Origin of the sequence: Streptacidiphilus jiangxiensis (assembly GCF_900109465.1) — a bacterium.
GTDB classification, from domain to species: domain Bacteria; phylum Actinomycetota; class Actinomycetes; order Streptomycetales; family Streptomycetaceae; genus Streptacidiphilus; species Streptacidiphilus jiangxiensis.
The window spans coordinates 217,160-233,776 of sequence record NZ_FOAZ01000015.1 but is presented as its reverse complement, the minus strand read 5'-3'; the positions used below and the strand labels follow the sequence as shown (position 1 = coordinate 233,776).

Here is a 16,617-nt window from a genome sequence, read left to right as displayed (position 1 = left end):
CTTCTTCGGAACTGGCGGTTGCGGGTTCGAATCCCGCTCTCGGCCTTCACCGGCCGCGGTAGCTCAATCGGACAGAGCACCAGTCTGTGACCGTCGCCGAATCCTGATCTCGGGCACCCGTGCATTTCCTTCCCCTGAGACCCTCAGGGGTTTTCCATGTCCCGTTTCAACATCCGGACCGCTCGCCGCGCCGCCACCTTCGAGGGCGGCGCCGGATTCCTGCGGACCGAGAAGAGCGAGCTCTTCCTGCTCGCGGTCGCCAACATGGTCGGCCAGCAGACCTTCTACGAGAGCGGCGGCGACCGCGACGACCGGTACACGCAGCTGGTCCGGCAGTTGGCCGTGAGTGATCCCGACTGGACCGCCGGGCTGCTCGGCTGGCTGCGCGGCGAGGGCAACCTGCGCACTGCGGCCCTCGTCGGTGCGGCGGAGTTCGCCAAGGCACGCCTGCAGGCGGGGCTGGACGGACGGTCGCGTCAGGTCGTCGCCTCCGTGCTGCAGCGGCCGGACGAGCCGGGCGAGTTGCTCGCCTACTGGACCGCACGTCACGGCCGGAACGTGCCCAAGCCCGTCAAGCGCGGCATCGCCGACGCCGTGCAGCGGCTGTACACCGGCAAGGCGCTGCTCAAGTACGACACCGCGTCGAAGGGTTACCGGTTCGCCGACGTGCTCAACCTCGTCCACGCCGCCCCAGCGGCCGACAAGCCGTGGCAGGGTGAGCTGTTCCGCTACGCGCTCGACCGCCGGCACAACCCGGACACCGCCGTGCCCCCGCCGTCCGAGCGGATGCTGACGGCGCACCGGTCGCTGATGGCCGTCCCGGTCGACCGGCGGCGCGCGGTCGTGACCGCTCCCGACGGGGCGGCGCGGCTGGCCGAGGCCGGGGTGAGCTGGGAGGCGCTCGCGGGCTGGCTCCAGGGGCCGATGGACGCCGCGGCCTGGGAGGCCGTGATCCCGTCCATGGGTTACATGGCGCTGCTGCGCAACCTGCGCAACTTCGACGAGGCCGGTGTCTCGGACGCCGTGGCCGAGCAGGTCGCGGCCCGGCTGGCCGACCCGGAGCAGGTGGCGCGCTCGCGCCAGTTCCCGTTCCGGTTCCTGGCCGCCTACCAGCACGCGCCGTCGCTGCGCTGGGCCTGGGCGTTGGAGCAGGCCCTCGCGCACTCGCTGGCCCACGTCCCGGCCCTGCCCGGCCGGACGCTAGTGATGGTGGACCGCTCGGGCAGCATGTTCGACCGGGCCAGCGAGCAGTCGAAGCTGAACCGGGCCGACAGCGCCGCGATCTTCGGCACGGCGGTCGCGCTCCGGGCCGCACGGGCGGATCTGGTCCAGTTCGGCACGAATCACCGCCGGGTTCCCGTCGCCCCGGGCGAGTCCGTGCTGCGGGTCCTGGAGCGGTTCGGCAACCTCGGCGGCACCAACACCGCCGAGGCGGTCCGGGCGCACTACCGCGGCCACGACCGGGTTCTGATCGTCACCGACGAGCAGTACGCGCCGAGCCGCCTGGGCGACCCGACCGCACAGGTCCCGGCACACGTCCCGGTCTACACCTGGAACCTGGCCGGCTACCGGGTCGGCCACGGCCCCTCCGGCGCCGCGAACCGGCACACCTTCGGCGGCCTGACCGACCAGGCGTTTCGGATGGTCCAGTTGCTGGAGAGCGGGGCGCAGGCGGCCTGGCCCTGGGAGCAGGCGGCCGCCTGACTGCCGCAGCGACGCAACGACGCAACGAGGACGGCCCCCGCTTCGGCGGGGGCCGTCCTCGTCCTGACACGCAAGGGAGCGGATCGCTCTGCTTTGAGCTACAGCCCCATGAAGTGGAGCTGGGAGGACTCGCACGCTCCATCTATCCGCTCGTTCTCCAGCCTCACACACATCGCGGGCGGCCGCATCCGGAGAGGCTAGAGGACCAGGCCCAGCGGCAGGATCAGCAGGATCGCGACCACGGAGATCACGGTCTCCATCACCGACCAGGACTTGACCGTCTGGCCGACGCTCATCCCGAAGTACTCCTTGACCAGCCAGAACCCCGCGTCGTTGACGTGGCTGAAGAAGAGCGAGCCGGAGCCGACGGCGAGGACCAGCAGGGCGGTGTGGGTGGTGGACATCCCCACCGCCAGCGGGGAGACGATGCCGGCCGCGGTGATCGTGGCGACGGTCGCCGAGCCGGTGGCGAGGCGGATCAGCACGGCGACGAGCCAGCCCAGCAGCAGCGCGGAGATGTGGAGCTTGTCCGCCCAGGAACTGATCGCGTCGCCGACGCCGACGTCGACCAGGGTCTGCTTGAAGCCGCCTCCCGCGCCGACGATGAAGACGATCCCGGCGATCGGGGCCAGCGACTTCTCCACCGTCGTGGAGATCCGCTCCTTGGTGAAGCCCGCGCCCCGGCCCAGGGTGAACATGGCCACCAGGACGGCCAGCAGCAGCGCGATCAGCGGGGAGCCGATGAAGTCGAAGGCCCGCTCGACGCCGGCCTTGGGGTCGTCGACGACCACGTCGACCAGCGCCTTGGCCAGCATCAGCACGACCGGCAGCAGGATCGTGGCCAGGACGGCGCCGAAGGCGGGGGTGCGCTCGGGACGCTGCGAGGCGTCCTCGCTCGGCAGGGTGCGGGTCGGAATCTCCAGGGGGCCGACCCAGCGCTCGGCGACACGGGCGAACAGGGGGCCCGCGATCACCAGCGTGGGTATGCCGACCAGCAGGCCGAGCGCGAGGGTGACGCCGAGATCGGCGTGGAGCGCGGAGACCGCGACGAGCGGGCCGGGGTGCGGCGGCACCAGCCCGTGCAGGACGGAGAGGCCCGCCAGGGCCGGGATGCCGACGCGCAGCACGGGTATGTTGCCGCGTCGCGCGACCAGCAGCACGATCGGGATCAGCAGCACCACACCGATCTCGAAGAAGAGCGGCAGACCGAGGACCGCGGCGATCAGCGCCATCGCCCAGGGCAGTGTCCGCTTCGTGGAGCGGGCCAGCACCGTGTCGGCGATGACGTTGGCGCCACCGGAGTCGGCCAGCAGCTTGCCCAGCATCGCGCCGAGCCCGATCAGCAGGCCCACGCTGGTGACGGTGGCGCCGAAGCCGGTGGCGAAGCTGCTCGTCAGCTTGTCCAGCGGCGCCCCGGCGACGGCGGCCAGGACCATCGAGCCGAGCGTGAGCGCCAGGAACGGGTGCAGCTTCAGCCGGGTGATCAGCAGGACGATCACGGCGATGCCGAGCAGCGCCGCGAACAGCAGCTGTCCCTGGCTACTGCTGTGGGTGAGCGCGGGCGGGGCGGCGTCGGCGAGGTAGCGGGCGGGCAGGGTGGTGCTCACGCGAGGTCTCCGTTGACAGGCCGTGGCAGCAGCGCCACGGCGGACTCGACGAGGGATTCGGGGGTGGGGCCGACGTCCAGGGCCGCGCCGTTCTCGTCCGCGGTGAGCGGTTCGAGGATGGCGAGCTGGGAGTCGAGCATGTACGCCTTCATGAAGTGGCCGCTGCGGTGCGCGAGCCGCTCCTCGACCAGCGCGTGCGCGCCGGTCAGGTGGAGGAAGAAGGCGTCCGGGCAGGCGTCGCGCAGCAGGTCGCGATAGCTGCGCTTGAGCGCCGAGCAGGTGACGACGCCGCCGGTGCCCGCCGCCACGCGTTCGGCGAGCCAGGCGCCGATGGCCCGCAGCCAGGGCTCTCGGTCGGCGTCGTCGAGCGGGATGCCGGCCGCCATCTTGGCGATGTTGGCGGCGGGGTGGAAGTCGTCGGCCTCCCCGTAGGGGAGACCGAGACGCTCGGCGAGGCCCATGGCGACGGTGGTCTTGCCGACGCCGGCCACGCCCATCACCACGATCGCGGGGGCCGGGCCGGCCGGCCGCTGGTTCCGCTGGTTCTCGACGCTGAGAGCCATTGCTTGGTGCTCCGTTCTGTCCGGTCCGCCCGGTCGCACAAGAGTGTCGTCCAAAGGTATGACTTAATCAAGCCATCGAAGGCGAATGGTCCTACCTTACAAAGCGCGGCCGGGCGCCCTGCCTTCCGCCCTCCGTTCCCGCCTCTAACCTGGGCCCATGGACTTCCAGGGCCTGCCGGGCCGCCTCCTTGCCGACCTCGGTCCCGCCATCGCCTCCGGTGAGCAGCCGGAGGGGTCGGTGCTGCGCATCGAGGAGCTGGAGGAGCGCTACGGCGTCTCCCGCACGGTGGTGCGCGAGACCGTGCGGATGCTGGAGTCCATGCGCTTGGTCGCCTCCCGGCGCCGGGTGGGCGTGACGGTGCGGCCCAAGTCGGACTGGGACGTCTTCAACCCGACCGTCATCGCCTGGCGCCTGGCCGGCGCGGACCGGGCGGCGCAGCTTCGCTCCCTCGGCTCCCTGCGCGTCGCCGTCGAACCCGCCGCCGCCGGGCTGGCCGCCACGGAGGCCACCGACGACCAGCGGCGCGCGCTGAGCGCGCTGGCCGTCGAGATGACGGTGACCGGCCGGGCCGGGGATCTGGAGTCCTTCCTCCGCCACGACGCGGACTTCCACGCGACGGTGCTGCAGGCCTCGGGCAACGAGATGTTCGCCCACCTCGGCGCGACCGTCGAGGCGGTGCTGCGCGGACGCACCGAGCACCACCTCATGCCGCACCACCCCCGCGAGGACGCGGTCCACCTGCACCGCGAGGTCGCCGAGGCGATCACCGCCGGCGACGCCCCCGCCGCGGAGCGCGCGATGCGCGCCATCGTCACGGGCGCCCTCGACGAGCTGGACGCGGTGCTGGACTGACGGGCCGGACCGACCGGCTGGACGGACCGGGATAAACCGTTTGATCACCGAGCCCAGACCCGCATAACCTCGCCGGAACGCGTCGACGGAGACGAGTAGTCACCGGGACCGGGCAGGTCGGAGAGAGCCGCCGGCAGCTGAGAAGGCGGACCTGCCCCCGGTGGTGAAGACCCTCCTGAGCGCGGGGAGGAACGGCTGCTCCGGCAGCCCCATGCCCCGCCGGCCGGCCCCCGTCATCGGGCCGCATCGAGGCCGCCGTCACCCGGCGGCGGCGAAAGTGCGGTGGCACCGCGAGTCCCCTTCTCGCCCGCACTCCCAAGGGATCACCCAAGCACTCAGCAGAGGTTTGTGATGATCTCCCCTACTCCCCCTCGCCCCCGTCCCCGCACACTCGCCGCCGAACTGCCCGGTCTCGCCGGCCGCGAGGTCACCCTGCGCGGTTGGCTGCACCGCACCCGCAGGCTCAAGGCCCTCGACTTCCTCGTGCTGCGCGACCGTTCCGGCCTGGCGCAGATCGTCGTCGCGGCCGAGGCCGAACGGGCGCTCACCGCCCGCCTGCCCGAGGAGACCGTCCTCGAGGTCACCGGGGTTGCGACGGCGAGCCCGCAGGCACCCGGCGGCGTCGAGGTGACCTCCCCGCGGCTCACCGTGGTCAGCACCCCTGCGGCGGCTCCGCCGTTCGACCTGTTCCGCCCCTCCGTGCCGGCCGGACTGCCGACGATCCTCGACCACGCACCCGTCACGCTGCGCCACCCGCGCCTGCGCGCCCCGCACGCGATCGCCGCCGCGTCCGTGGCCGGTTTCCGCGCGACCCTGGACGGGCTCGGCTTCACGGAGATCCACACGCCCAAGGTGGTGGGCTCCGCCACCGAGTCGGGCGCGAACGTCTTCGGCCTGGACTGGTTCGGCTCCCCCGCCTACCTCGCGCAGTCCCCGCAGTTCTTCAAGCAGGCCATGGTGGGCGTCTTCGAGCGGGTCTACGAGACCGGCCCGGTGTTCCGGGCCGAACCGCACGACACGGCCCGCCACCTGGCGCAGTACACCTCGCTCGACGCGGAGTTGGGCTTCGTCACGGACCACCGCGACGTGATGCGGGTGGTGCGCGAGGTCCTGGCCGGCATGACGGCGGCGGTCCGTGAGCGGGCGGGTGAGGCGTGCGCAGTCCTCGACGTCGCGCTGCCGCAGGTGCCCGCGCGCATCCCGGAGATCCACTTCGCCGAGGCCCAGGAGCTGCTGGCCGCGCACACCGAGGAGGACCCGCGCGGTGAGCCCGACCTGGCACCGGCGCACGAGCGGTGGCTGTCGCAGTGGGCGCTGCGGGAGCACGGCAGCGAGTTCCTGTTCGTCACCGGCTACCCGATGGCCAAGCGCCCCTTCTACACGCATCCCGAACCCGGACGACCGCAGTACTCGCACAGCTTCGACCTGCTCTTCCGCGGGCTGGAGCTGATCACGGGCGGCCAGCGCCTGCACCGTTACGAGGACTACCTGCGGGCGCTGGCGGAGCGCGGCGAGTCGCCGGAGCCGTACGCGGGTTATCTCGCGGCGTTCCGCCACGGCATGCCGCCGCACGGCGGGTTCGCCCTGGGCCTGGAACGCTGGACCGCGCGGCTGACCGGCGCCGACAACGTCCGCCTGGCCACGCTGTTCCCCCGCGACCTGCACCGCCTGACGCCGTGACGGGCGGCCTGACCTCGGCGGCTTGCCGCCGAGGTCAGGCCTCGCCCGCGAGGACCGGCCCGGCGACGGGCTCTCCTGCCTCCGCCGACCCTTCCGCATCCCCCGAGCCCTCCGTTGCCTCCGGTTCCTCGTGGCGCGGCAGTTCACGCAGGCTGCGCAGCGGGGAGAAGAACACCGGCAGGAAGGCGAGCGTCTCGCCGACACCGGCCACGAGCAGCGTGCCGCGCACCCCGATGCTCGTGCCGAGCACGCCGCCGAGCAGGCCGCCGAGCGGCATGGTGCCCCAGACGAGGAACCGCATGGTGGCGTTCATCCGGCCGAGCAGGCGCGGTGGACACAGGGCCTGACGGAAGCTGACCTGGGTGATGTTGTAGATGATGATCCCGATCCACATCACCGCCTCGGACACGGCGAGCAGGCCCAGCGTCCAGTCCCGGTGCACGAACGGCGCGACCAGCGCACAGGGGCCCGCGAGCGCGATCGGGACCCAGATGGCGCGCCCCTGCCCGATCCGGGCCGCCACGCGTCCGGCGCACAGCGCGCCGACCAGGCCGCCGACCGAGGCGGCCGACGTGACCAGGCCGATGACGCCCGCCGAGAGGTGCAGCTCGCGCGCCAGCAGGACGTAGAAGACGGCGCCGATCATCGCCGCGAAGAGGTTCGCCGTGGCCGTGCACGCCGCGATCGCGCGCAGCATCCGGTGGCGCAAGACGAAACGCAGCCCCTCACCGATCTCACGGACCAGGTGCCGTTCCTCGCTGCGCTCGGGCCGGGGCGAGGGCGTGCGGACGGCCGCCACCCAGCCGGCCGACCACAGGAAGCTGACCGCGTCGACCAGCACCGCGTACGGCGCGCCCAGCACCTGCACGAGCAGGCCGCCGAGGCCCGGGCCGGCGATCTGGCTGACCGACTCGCTGGCCTGGAGCTTGGCATTGCCCTCGACCAGCTGCTCGCGCGCGATCAACTGCGGCAGGTAGGACTGGTAGGCGACGTCGAAGAAGACCGTGCTGACGCCCGTGGCGAGACCGACGACGTAGAGCTGTCCCATGTCGAGCACGCCGAGCGCCGCGGCCAGCGGCACCCAGGCGAACAGCAGGGCCCGCACCAGGTTGTTGACGATCAGGACGGACCGGAACCGCATCCGCTCCACCCACGCCCCGGCGGGCAAGCCCACCAGCACGAACGCCGCCGACTGGCAGGCGGTCAGCAGGCCGACCTGGAACGTCGAGGCGCGCAGGGCCAGCACGGCCACCAGCGGCAGTGCCAACTGGCTGACGGTGGAGCCGAACTGGCTCACGCTCTCGCCGAGCCACAGACGCCGGAAGTCGCGGTGGTGCCAGAGCCCGCCGCGGCGCGCGGGCAGATCGGCGGAGGGTGCGGGAGCGGTCATGGGGACTACCGTCGCGGAGTGATTGGGTTATGTCAATCACTTTCCGGCGCCGAACCCCTGCCGGGCCCCGACCGGACCCCGACCGGACCCGACCCACTCCCGTAACCTGCTGACCATGACCGAACGCAGGCCGGCGACGGACGAGGAGGCGAAGGCGCTCGCCTCCTCACTCCGGCTGCGCATCCTGCGCATCTGCCTGAGCGAGCCGCACACCAACAAGGAGATCGCCGCGGTCCTCGGCCGCGATCCGGCGAGCGTGCTGCACCACACCCGGACCCTGGTGCGCACCGGGTTCCTGGAGGCCCAGCCCGAGCGGCGGGGAACCCGCGGCGCCCGGGAGATCCCCTACCTGGCCACTCGCAAGTCCTGGCAGCTCGACATGCCGGGCCGCGACCGCGCCCTGCTCGACGCGTTCCTGGAGGAGCTCTCGCTCGCCCCGGCGGCGGAGGTCGACACCACGCGGCTCGGACTGCGGCTCTCCCCCAAGGACATGGCCGACTTCCGCAGCCGCCTGCACGGGCTGCTGGAGGAGTTCGCGGCCCGCCCGGACGACCCGGCCGCCCCCGCGTGGTCGCTCTTCGTCACCCTCCACCCCGACCCGAACCGGCCCTGAGTCCTGCCGTCGACCGCGTCCGCTCACTCGATCGGCCCAGCCTCGAGCCGGTAGGGTCCGGGTAGCCTGCGGGTGGGCAGGGACACAGCGGCCTGGGGAGGGCCAAGTGAGTCAGCCGGGCATGGAGTTGGAACCCGACGAGGCGGACGCGCTGCGCGCCTGGGCCGCGGACGAGCGAGCCAGGGCGGACAGCCTCGCCGCCGCGCTGGAGCAGATCGCCGCGAACGGCCTGCCCACCGTCGAGGAGTGCGTGGCCTGGGAGGAGATCCGCGAGCTGGCACTGGCGAGGCTCGACGGCCGTGTCCCGTAGGCTCCGCCGCCGACCGGCGCAGATCCGGTTCACCGAGAGCGCCCGCAAACAGGTCGACGCGCTGACCGACGCCGAGGAGGTCCGGCGCCTCGACCGCGCGCTCAACGAGCTCGCGATCGATCCGGAGATGGGCGTACCGACCCGTTTTCCGTTGATCCGCGACTACCGCAACGACGCGGAGGGCGTGCGCGTCATCTACTCCGTATCGGTGTTGCGTTCGGCCATCCTGGTCGCGTACGTGGAGGCGTAGGAGGCAGCGAGGTCATGGCACGGGTTCCCGACGAGTCGCGCAGGGCGAGGGTGCGGCTGGTGCTCACCCTCGCCTTCACCCTGGTGGCGCTGCTGTTCACGTTCTTCGGCTCCGCCGCCCACGCCCCCTTCGTGGGCTGGGCGTTGACGGTGACCGTGGTCGGGGTGTTCCTGACCACCTGGTTCGGCCTGGACGTGTGGATCACCCAACGCGCCAGCAGGGAACGCCTCTACGGCTCCGGCGGCATAGGGCCTATGACGGGGGCGCGACGCCCTCGCTGACCGCCTGCGCCGCATTGTCGTCGTTGCCGGCGCCCTTCGTCGCGGCGTCTTCCTCGGCGCGCGGGCGGCGGAAGACACGCGTCGCGGTGACCGCGCCGTGGATCTCCGTCTCCTCCTCGTCGAGGTGGGGCAGACCGGGGCGCAGGTGCTCCTCCACCGAGATGTACTTCAGCCCCGCGCGCAGGTCGGCGTCGTTGCGCAGCCGGATGATCAGCGGGAACTCCGCCAGCGCGGTGGTGTCGAACAGGCCGGTGGTGTAGATCAGCTGGACGCCCAGCGCGTCGGCCACGGCCCGCTGCAGCTCCAGCAGGTACGTCGCGTTGGCGCGACCGATCGGGTTGTCGAGGAAGAGCGTGCCGGCGTGGCGCAGCTTGGCCTGGCCGCGGTCGTTGGCGCGCAGCGCGGCCATGGTGCAGTACAGCGCGATGGCCGCGGTCAGCAGCTGGCCGCCGGAGAAGACGTCGGACATCTGACTGACCGACACCCGCTCGGCGCGCAGCACCGCGTCGGGCTTGAGGATCTCGACCATGACGCCGCGCGGCTCCAACGCTGCGTGGACGCCGCGCAGCAGCAACGACATGCCGTCGCGTCGGTTCCAGTCGACCGCGCCGGCAGCCGAGTTGGCGCCCTGACGCCGGACCGCGGCACGGGTCGCCTCGTCGATGACCTCGCCCAGCCGCTCCGTCAGGACGGCGTGGTCGGGCTCCTCGAAGCGGATCCGCAGGAACTCCTGGCCGGACCACTCCCCCAGACCTTCGGGAAGGCGGGAGAGGCGCTGCGCGGCCCGCAGCGTCGCGAGGGAGGACTCGACCAGGCCGCGCAGCCGGTCCACGATGCTGTCGCGGTTGCGCTCCAGTTGGTCCAGCTCGTCGGTCAGCACGCGCAGGCGCGGCGCGAAGGCGGCGGCCCACTGGGCGGCGTGCTCGGGCAGCACGGCGGCGGGCAGTTCGCGGATCTGCTGGCGGGCCGGGGTGCGGACCGCCTCGAAGCGCGTGGAGTTGGCGTGACGGATGAGCGCGTCGCTGGCGTCGCGGACGGCGAGATCGGCGGCCGACAGCTCGGTGCTCGCCGCGCGCAGGTGGCGGCGGGCGTCGGAGGCGGCGTGGCGTGCCTCGGGCAGGGAGCCGGTGACGGGCGTGACCTGCTCCTCGTCCTCCCCGTTGGCGGCGCCGTCCGCGGCGGGCTCGCGCAGGCCGTCGCGCAGCTGGGCGGCGGTCTCCTCGAACTCGGCGGCCGCGTGCTGCGCGGACTCCAGGGTGCGCTGCAGCTCCGCGTGGGCGGCCCGGCCGGCGTCCAGCGCGTCGGTGCGGCGCGCGAGTTCGCCGGTGGCCGCGCGCAGCAGTTCCCGGGCGTGCTCCTGGTCGGCGGGGACGAGCTCCTCGGACAGCTCGGTGTGGGCCTCGCCGGTCGCGGGCGCGCTGCGCTCGGCGTCACCGCGCAGCCGGCCGAGCTGCTCGCTGGCGGCCGAGGCGCGGGCCTCGATCGTCTGCACCAGGTCCTCGGCGCGGGTGGCCGCGGCCTGGCGGGCCGGCCCGTCGGCTCCGTCGGGGGTGCCGAGCAGCTCGTCGGCGCGGATGCGGACCTTGTTGGTGAGCCGGTCCAGCTCGGCGCGGGCGGAGGACTCGTCGCTCTCGGCACGGGCCTGCTCGGCCCGCAGGTCGGCGCCCACGCCGACCTTCTCGTAGAGCTGGGCGGCGACGCGGTGGGCCTCGCGCAGCGCGGGGAGCGAGGCGGTCGGAACGTCGCCCGGGTCCGAACCGACGGTCTCGTCGAGGCCGTCGGGCAGGTCGGAGCTGGGCAGTTCGGCGCGCTCGGCGCGCAGCGCGCGGACCGTACGGCGGGCGTCGTCGGCGGCGCGCTGGGCGGCGCGGCGGTCCTCGTCGGCGGCCTGGGCCAGCTCGGTGCAGGCGTTCTGGCGCAGCTCGGCCTGGGCGGTCTCGTCGGCGACCTCGCGCAGGCGGGCCGTCCAGGTGGAGCGCTCACGCAGTCGATACGCGAGCCCGGCCAGTGCGTCGGCGCGACGGCGGGCCTGCTGAGCCGCCTCCAGCCGGGTCTCGCGGGTGCGGGCGGCAGCGGCCCGCTCCTGCTCGGCCTCGTCGTGCGCGGCGCGGGCGGCGCCGCGTTCGGCCGAGGCCACCTCCAGGGCGCTTCGCGCGGCCTGGACGTCCAGGGCCAGGTCGGCCAGGCGCCCAGCCGGGCAGCCGGCCCGCCAGGAGGAGAGGCGGCCGACGAGCATCCGGTCGCCGCCCAGCCGGGCGGCGAGCTCGCGGATCTGCTCCTCCCGGGCGGAGGCGCGGTCGCGGAGCTGGCGGCGCTCCTCGTCGGCGGCGGACTCGTCGTGCATGGCCGGGTTCGGCGGCACCAGGAAGACGCCCGTCTCGCCCTCGGCGGACGGCTCCTGGGTGACCGGGCCGAGCAGCGCGGCCGAGGTGCCGACCGCGACGGCGGAGCGAGGCAACAGCGCGGCGGCCGCCAGGATCTCCCGGGCGCGGGCCAACGAGGCCGGGTCGGTGACGATGACACCGTCGACGAGCTGCGGGCGGGCGGCGAGGATCCGGTCGTGGTCCACCGGGTCCACGGACTGGGCCAGGTAGCGCCAGCCGGGGAGGGCGGGCACGCCGTGCTCGCCGAGGTACTCGACGGTGGCCAGCACGTCCGGGCCGGGCGGCAGCAGGCCGCCGTCACCGAGGGCGGCGAGGATCCGGGAGTCGTCGGCGGCCTGCGTGCGCAGGTCGAACAGGGTGCGCTCGGCGGTGGCGACGGCGTTGTCGAGCTGCTCGCGCAGCGAGTCGGCGGCGGCGTCGAGCTGCTGCGGCGTCAGCTCCCCGTCCGGCACGCCCAGCAGGGCGGTGATCCGAGGCTCGGCGGCCAGCAGGCTGAGCGTGTGCTCCTCGCCGGCCAGCGCCGTCTCGGCGGCGGCAAGGGCGTCCTGGGCGCGGGCGGCGGCGAGCTCGGCGCGGTTCTCGCGGGCGGAGGCCTCGCGGGAGCGCCCGGCGGCCTGCTCGGCGGCGGCGCGCGCCTCCTCCCAGGCGGCGCCGACGGCCTTCTCGGCGTCGGCCGCCTCCAGCGCGGCGCGGGCCGGGTCGACGGCCTCGGGGCTGTCGGTGTCGCCGTTCGTGGTGTCGATCCAGCCGGAGCGGACGGCCTGCTGGGTCTCCTGTTCGACCTCGGCGAGGCGCTGGCGCAGGTGGTCACCCTCGGAGCGGGCCTTCTGCGCGGCCGTCGCGGCCGAGGTGGCGTCACGACGCGCGGCCTCGCCCTGCGTCAGCAGTTCGTGGGCCCGGGACTCCTCGCTGTCGGCGCGCTCCTCGGCCGCCTCGGCGGCGGCCTCCAGCGCCCGGACCAGCGCGACGGCGGCCCTGGTGCGCGCGGCGAGCGCGGGCGCGGCGTCCCGCTCCGCCTCGCGGATCGCGGCCGAGACGCGCGTGGTCCGGTCGGCGGCGGCACGGTGACGCAGCACCAGTTCGGTGGCCTGCCAGGCGGAGTGCAGCGTGCGGGCGTCCAGCAGCTCACGCCGCAGCCCGGCGGCGTCGGCGGTGGCGGCGGCCAGCGCGAGGCTGGCATGACGATGCGTCAGCTCCGCTGTGACCAGCGACTGGTGCGTGCGGGAGCTCTGCGCGTCGGCCACAGCCTCGGCGGCGGCGCCGACCTGCTCCTCCAACTCGTCGACGCGCGCCCGCTCCAGGCCCGCACGCGCGGACAGCGAACGGGCCAGGCGCCGGGTACGGCGCTCGGCCGCACGGTGGCTCTCGCGCACCCCCTCGCGAGCGGTGGCCGCCTCGGCGATGCGGTGCAGCAGGTCCAACGAGCCGCCGGTGAAATCCCGCTCGGCGGTCAGTTCGGCACGGCGGCCCAGCTTGTTGGCGAAGCCGTGGACGAGGTCGGCGAGGCCGTCGGTGTCGCGGGTGTCGGTGACGGCGCGCAGCAGCAGGTCGGTGAAGTCCTTGTCGCTCTTGACCGCGAAGAGACCGGCGGCCTCACCCTCGTCGGCGTTCATCTCGCGCTGGTAGCGGAAGAGCTCCGGGTCCAGGCCGAGCGCGCTCAGGTGCTCGGTCCAGCGCTCGTGGCCCTCCTCCCACGCGACCTCGAGCTCCGGGGCGAGCTTGCCCGCCTCCATGAGCAGGTCACGGAAGCCCTTCATGGTGCGCCGCCGACCGCGCGCGCTGACCTTGGGCGCCTCCTGCCCCGGCGCGGGCATCAGCACGGCCCGCTCGGCGACCGGCAGCGAGTCCAGGCCCAGCGCCGGACCGGGCCGGAACGAGTACCAGGCCTCGGCGAACTTGCGCGGATCGGCGGAGACCTGGCGCCCACGCCACTCGCTGACCTTGCCGACCACGACCGTCTCGCCGGTCAGCGTGTGCTGCCACTCCAGGGCGACATGACCGCAGTCGTCGGCCAGCAGGAACTTGCGCAGCACGCCGGAGCTCGCGCCGCCGAGGGTGTTGCGGTGGCCAGGCAGCATCACCGAGAAGATCAGCTTCAGCAGGACCGACTTGCCGCCGCCGTTCTCCAGGAACAGCACACCGGCCGGCGCCGGGCGGCGCACCGGCCCGTTGTCCTCCTCGTCAAAGAACCCCGGCTGGCGCGGCGCGGGATCGGGGACGGCATCGCCGACGCCGCTCAGGTCGAGCACGGTGTCGGCGTACCGCGCACCGGCAGGGCCGATGGAGTACAGGCGGACCCGGTTCAGCTCGTACATGGTGCGGCGGATCTCCGATCAAGGTGCAGCGGTGGTGGGTTCAGATGCTGTGGAACGGCAGGCCGGCGTCGGTGACCAGGTCGTCCGAGTCGTCCGGCGGCAGCAGCGTGGCGCTGCCGTCCGAGACCGGGACGACGCCGAGCGCGAGCAGCTCCGCCATCGCGGCACTGCCGGCCAGGTCCCGCACCTGCAGCTGGTAGCGGGCGGTGGTGCGGAAGGTTCCGCCGGAGTCGTCCGAGGTCTTCTGCAGGAAGCCGGAGTCGACCAGGAACGACACCGCCTTGCCGACAATCCCGATCGTCGACCCGGCGAGGCGTCGGGCGTCCTTGGTCGCGCCGGTCGCGCTGCGGCGGGCGTAGACGCGCCAGGCGGCCTCCAGCCCCGGCGCGTCGCTGACCGGGTCGGTGTTGTCACCCTCCAGATCGGCCTGCTGCTCCAGCCTGCGGCAGGCCTGGCGCACGAACGCGTCGACGCCGTTGACGGTGATCCGGCCGAGGTACCCGTCGTCCGCGAGGTCCTCGGGCCGCGGGAACGCGAGCGCGGCCACGGCGAGGTGCGCGAGCCCGTGCAGGAACCGGTCCGTGGACTCGGACGCGGCACGCCGGGAGTACTCCCCCATCCGCACGGCGAACACGCTCTCCTCGTCCGCGGCGACCGCCATCCCCGCGCGCGCGGACACCTCCAGCACGATCAGCCCGAGGCCGGTGGCCACGGCGTCCGCGAGCCGCGCGAAGGACGGGTCGTCCCGGTAGCGGCGGATCAACTCGCCGTACTCGGCGTCGCGCGCGGGGAGGAGCTTCGGCTGCAGACCGAAGCTGACCAGCCGGGAGGCGTCGGCGACGTCGGCGGGCGTGACCGGCGCGGGCTTGGACGAGGCCTCGGCGCCGCTCGGTGCGTCGTAGTCGTCGTCGATCATCGCTTCACTTCCGAAGTTGGGGAGGATGCACCATCCAGGGGCGCGGGGAACTGCGCGAGAGACCACCCGGGGCGGATGGCCCTGCTCATGGAGGACCATCCGCACGCCGGTGGCTTGTCGCGCAGTTCCCCGCGCCCCTGAGGTGCCCGCCTGAGGCCCTGCATCAGCTCGCCTCCGTACGGTCCGCCGCCATGCCCACGGCGTCCAGCAGCGCGCTGCCGACGATCAAGTCGGCCCCGCCGAACTCCGCGTCGTCCAGCCGCGTGCCGTCGTCGACCGCGAAGAGCAGCCGCTCCTCGCCCTGTCGGTACGCCGTGCCCACGCCGGGGCTCGCCGCGTGGACGGCGAGGAGGGCGACCAGGTAGGGGAGGTCGGGGTCCGTCCGCCGTGCCTCGGCCAGCAGGCCGGACAGGCGGCGAGGCGCGTCCGCCGGGAGGTCGAGCAGGCCGAGCGCGGCCTCCAACTGCTCGTCGGAGAAGCGGCTGTCGTCGGGGGTGGAGATCAGGTCGGGCTCGGGGAGCTCCGCCCCCAGGTGCTCGCGCTCGACCGGCGGGGTCAGCAGCACGTCGATCAGATCGGCCAGCCGGACGGCGTTCGGCGTCCGCAGGCCTATCGCCTTCCGGAAGAACGCCGTCGTCACCGTGGAGGCCTGCTCCAGCGGCAGCGGCAGCGCGGGGGCGAGCAGCTGCCCGTAGAGATCGAGGCCGCTGCGCGAGCTCGGCGCGGCGAAGGCCTGGCGGTCCTGCTCGGCCCGGAACAGCGGGCCCGCCTCCAGCAGGCGGGTCTGCAGCTGGGTGTGGCGGCGGATGCAGTCCTTGACGATGTCGACCAGCTCGGCGGCGCGGCGCTTGTGCTCGGGCTCCTCCGCCTCGTCGCGAGCCTTGCGGATGTTCGTGAGGATCGCGTTCTCGTGCCGGTAGCGGTCGGCGATGTGCTCCAGCGCCTCCGCGATGAGGTCCGGCACCGTCTCCATCCAGTCCACGGCCCGGACGTTGCGGCGCGTGGCCTCCAGCGCGCGGCGCAGCAGCTCGCTGTACTGGACGGTGCGGTAGCGGGCCTGCTCGGCGGCGAGCTGGGCGTCGGCGAGGCGGCCGCGCCGGATCAGGACCTCCAACTTGACCTCGGCGGCGATCTGCGCGGAGGTGACGTCGGTGTCGAGTGCGCCGACGAGGACGTTGACGGCCTCGTCGGTGGTGCGCAGGTAGACGCCGCCGTCGGGGCCGGGGACCTCCTCGATCAGCTTGAAATCGTAGTCGCGGCGGATGTAACTGCCGTCGGAGGCGAAGGTGCCGTAGACGGCGCGGAAGCCGCGGTCGACGCTGCCGACGTTGATCAGCGACTCGAGCACCCACTTGGCCACGCGCTCGTGCTCGCGCCACTCGCGCTCCGGCGCCTGGACCGCGACGCGCGGCAGCATCCGGGCGAGGACCTGGTCGCGGTCGGCGCCGGTGTCGAAGTCCATGTGCAGGGTGACCAGGTCGATCGCGGAGAGCGCGATCTCCGCCATGCCGTAGACCGCGTACTCGCCGGCCAGGTTGGCCTTGCGGTTGTCGAGGTCGTGCAGCGGCGCGGTGCAGGCGAGGGCGCGCAGCCGACGGGCGAGGCCCTCGTCGGCGGCGGGGCCCGGGGCTGGGCGCGCTGCTTCGGCGGTGGTGGTCACGGGGGCTTAGCGTAGAGGCTCCGACCGACAACGTCCCAAACGGCATGGATCGCCCCGGTCTGTCCGACGACCCTGCCACCGACCTGCCACC

General features: G+C 73.6%; 13 protein-coding genes. 7 read left to right on the top strand and 6 right to left on the bottom strand.

The window, feature by feature from the left end:
* Positions 1-156 precede the first annotated feature (156 nt).
* Positions 157-1,704, top strand: coding sequence for a TROVE domain-containing protein (locus BMY61_RS27080; protein ID WP_042450418.1), 1,548 nt, complete (start codon positions 157-159; stop codon positions 1,702-1,704).
* 197 nt (positions 1,705-1,901) lie between these two features.
* On the opposite strand, the gene BMY61_RS27075 is transcribed toward BMY61_RS27080, so the two are convergent.
* Both BMY61_RS27075 and BMY61_RS27070 read right to left on the bottom strand, forming a co-directional pair.
* The gene (locus BMY61_RS27075; protein WP_082015159.1) at positions 1,902-3,311 is read right to left on the bottom strand and encodes a GntP family permease; all 1,410 of its coding nucleotides are present in this window, start codon (positions 3,309-3,311) and stop codon (positions 1,902-1,904) included.
* Positions 3,308-3,874, bottom strand: coding sequence for a gluconokinase (locus BMY61_RS27070; RefSeq protein WP_042450420.1), 567 nt, complete (start codon positions 3,872-3,874; stop codon positions 3,308-3,310). Before BMY61_RS27070 ends, BMY61_RS27075 begins: the two co-directional genes overlap by 4 nt.
* Positions 3,875-4,031: 157 nt before the next feature.
* On the opposite strand from BMY61_RS27070, the gene BMY61_RS27065 reads away from it, so the two are divergent.
* Positions 4,032-4,727, top strand: coding sequence for a FadR/GntR family transcriptional regulator (locus BMY61_RS27065; protein ID WP_042450423.1), 696 nt, complete (start codon positions 4,032-4,034; stop codon positions 4,725-4,727).
* A 351-nt stretch (positions 4,728-5,078) separates the two neighbouring features.
* A complete protein-coding gene (gene aspS, locus BMY61_RS27060) occupies positions 5,079-6,407 on the top strand; it encodes an aspartate--tRNA(Asn) ligase (RefSeq protein ID WP_042450424.1) in 1,329 nt (442 codons plus the stop codon).
* A gap of 34 nt (positions 6,408-6,441) precedes the next feature.
* Here aspS and BMY61_RS27055 read toward each other — a convergent pair whose 3' ends face one another.
* Positions 6,442-7,797: an MFS transporter gene (locus BMY61_RS27055; RefSeq protein WP_042450426.1), complete on the bottom strand. Its 1,356-nt coding sequence runs from the start codon at positions 7,795-7,797 to the stop codon at positions 6,442-6,444.
* 115 nt (positions 7,798-7,912) lie between these two features.
* Here BMY61_RS27055 and BMY61_RS27050 point away from each other — a divergent pair, with 115 nt between their 5' ends.
* The 4 genes from BMY61_RS27050 to BMY61_RS27035 all read left to right on the top strand — a co-directional run bounded on the left by BMY61_RS27050 (position 7,913) and on the right by BMY61_RS27035 (position 9,251).
* On the top strand, positions 7,913-8,410 hold the full coding sequence (locus BMY61_RS27050; protein ID WP_042450427.1) for an ArsR/SmtB family transcription factor: 498 nt from the start codon (positions 7,913-7,915) through the stop codon (positions 8,408-8,410).
* 106 nt (positions 8,411-8,516) lie between these two features.
* Positions 8,517-8,720 (top strand): hypothetical protein, encoded by a 204-nt coding sequence (locus tag BMY61_RS27045; protein ID WP_425314712.1) that lies wholly within the window; start codon positions 8,517-8,519, stop codon positions 8,718-8,720.
* Positions 8,710-8,970 carry a hypothetical protein gene (locus BMY61_RS27040; protein WP_042450432.1) on the top strand — a complete coding sequence of 87 codons (261 nt, stop codon included), beginning with the start codon at positions 8,710-8,712 and terminating at the stop codon, positions 8,968-8,970. Before BMY61_RS27045 ends, BMY61_RS27040 begins: the two co-directional genes overlap by 11 nt.
* Before the next feature lie 14 nt (positions 8,971-8,984).
* Positions 8,985-9,251 carry a hypothetical protein gene (locus BMY61_RS27035; RefSeq protein WP_052438878.1) on the top strand — a complete coding sequence of 89 codons (267 nt, stop codon included), beginning with the start codon at positions 8,985-8,987 and terminating at the stop codon, positions 9,249-9,251.
* Here the strand turns inward: BMY61_RS27035 and BMY61_RS27030 are convergent.
* From BMY61_RS27030 to BMY61_RS27020, 3 genes are all read right to left on the bottom strand, one after another.
* The gene (locus BMY61_RS27030) at positions 9,223-13,950 is read right to left on the bottom strand and encodes a coiled-coil domain-containing protein (RefSeq protein WP_042450434.1); all 4,728 of its coding nucleotides are present in this window, start codon (positions 13,948-13,950) and stop codon (positions 9,223-9,225) included. The two genes, BMY61_RS27035 and BMY61_RS27030, sit on opposite strands and share 29 nt — an antisense overlap.
* A 40-nt stretch (positions 13,951-13,990) precedes the next feature.
* Entirely contained in the window at positions 13,991-14,866 is an 876-nt protein-coding gene (locus BMY61_RS27025) for a hypothetical protein (protein ID WP_042450436.1), read from the bottom strand.
* Positions 14,867-15,029: 163 nt separating this feature from the next.
* Positions 15,030-16,526, bottom strand: coding sequence for a hypothetical protein (locus BMY61_RS27020; RefSeq protein WP_042450438.1), 1,497 nt, complete (start codon positions 16,524-16,526; stop codon positions 15,030-15,032).
* Between the last annotated feature and the right edge of the window lie 91 nt (positions 16,527-16,617).

Bases quoted from the DNA above. Each gene is read 5' to 3' on its own strand.
- BMY61_RS27025 (WP_042450436.1), bottom strand. From the start codon at position 14,866: ATGATCGACGACGACTACGACGCACCGAGCGGCGCCGAGGCCTCGTCC.
- aspS (WP_042450424.1), top strand. From the start codon at position 5,079: ATGATCTCCCCTACTCCCCCTCGCCCCCGTCCCCGCACACTCGCCGCC.
- BMY61_RS27030 (WP_042450434.1), bottom strand. From the start codon at position 13,950: ATGTACGAGCTGAACCGGGTCCGCCTGTACTCCATCGGCCCTGCCGGT.
- BMY61_RS27050 (WP_042450427.1), top strand. From the start codon at position 7,913: ATGACCGAACGCAGGCCGGCGACGGACGAGGAGGCGAAGGCGCTCGCC.
- BMY61_RS27070 (WP_042450420.1), bottom strand. From the start codon at position 3,874: ATGGCTCTCAGCGTCGAGAACCAGCGGAACCAGCGGCCGGCCGGCCCG.
- BMY61_RS27065 (WP_042450423.1), top strand. From the start codon at position 4,032: ATGGACTTCCAGGGCCTGCCGGGCCGCCTCCTTGCCGACCTCGGTCCC.
- BMY61_RS27080 (WP_042450418.1), top strand. From the start codon at position 157: ATGTCCCGTTTCAACATCCGGACCGCTCGCCGCGCCGCCACCTTCGAG.
- BMY61_RS27055 (WP_042450426.1), bottom strand. From the start codon at position 7,797: ATGACCGCTCCCGCACCCTCCGCCGATCTGCCCGCGCGCCGCGGCGGG.
- BMY61_RS27035 (WP_052438878.1), top strand. From the start codon at position 8,985: ATGGCACGGGTTCCCGACGAGTCGCGCAGGGCGAGGGTGCGGCTGGTG.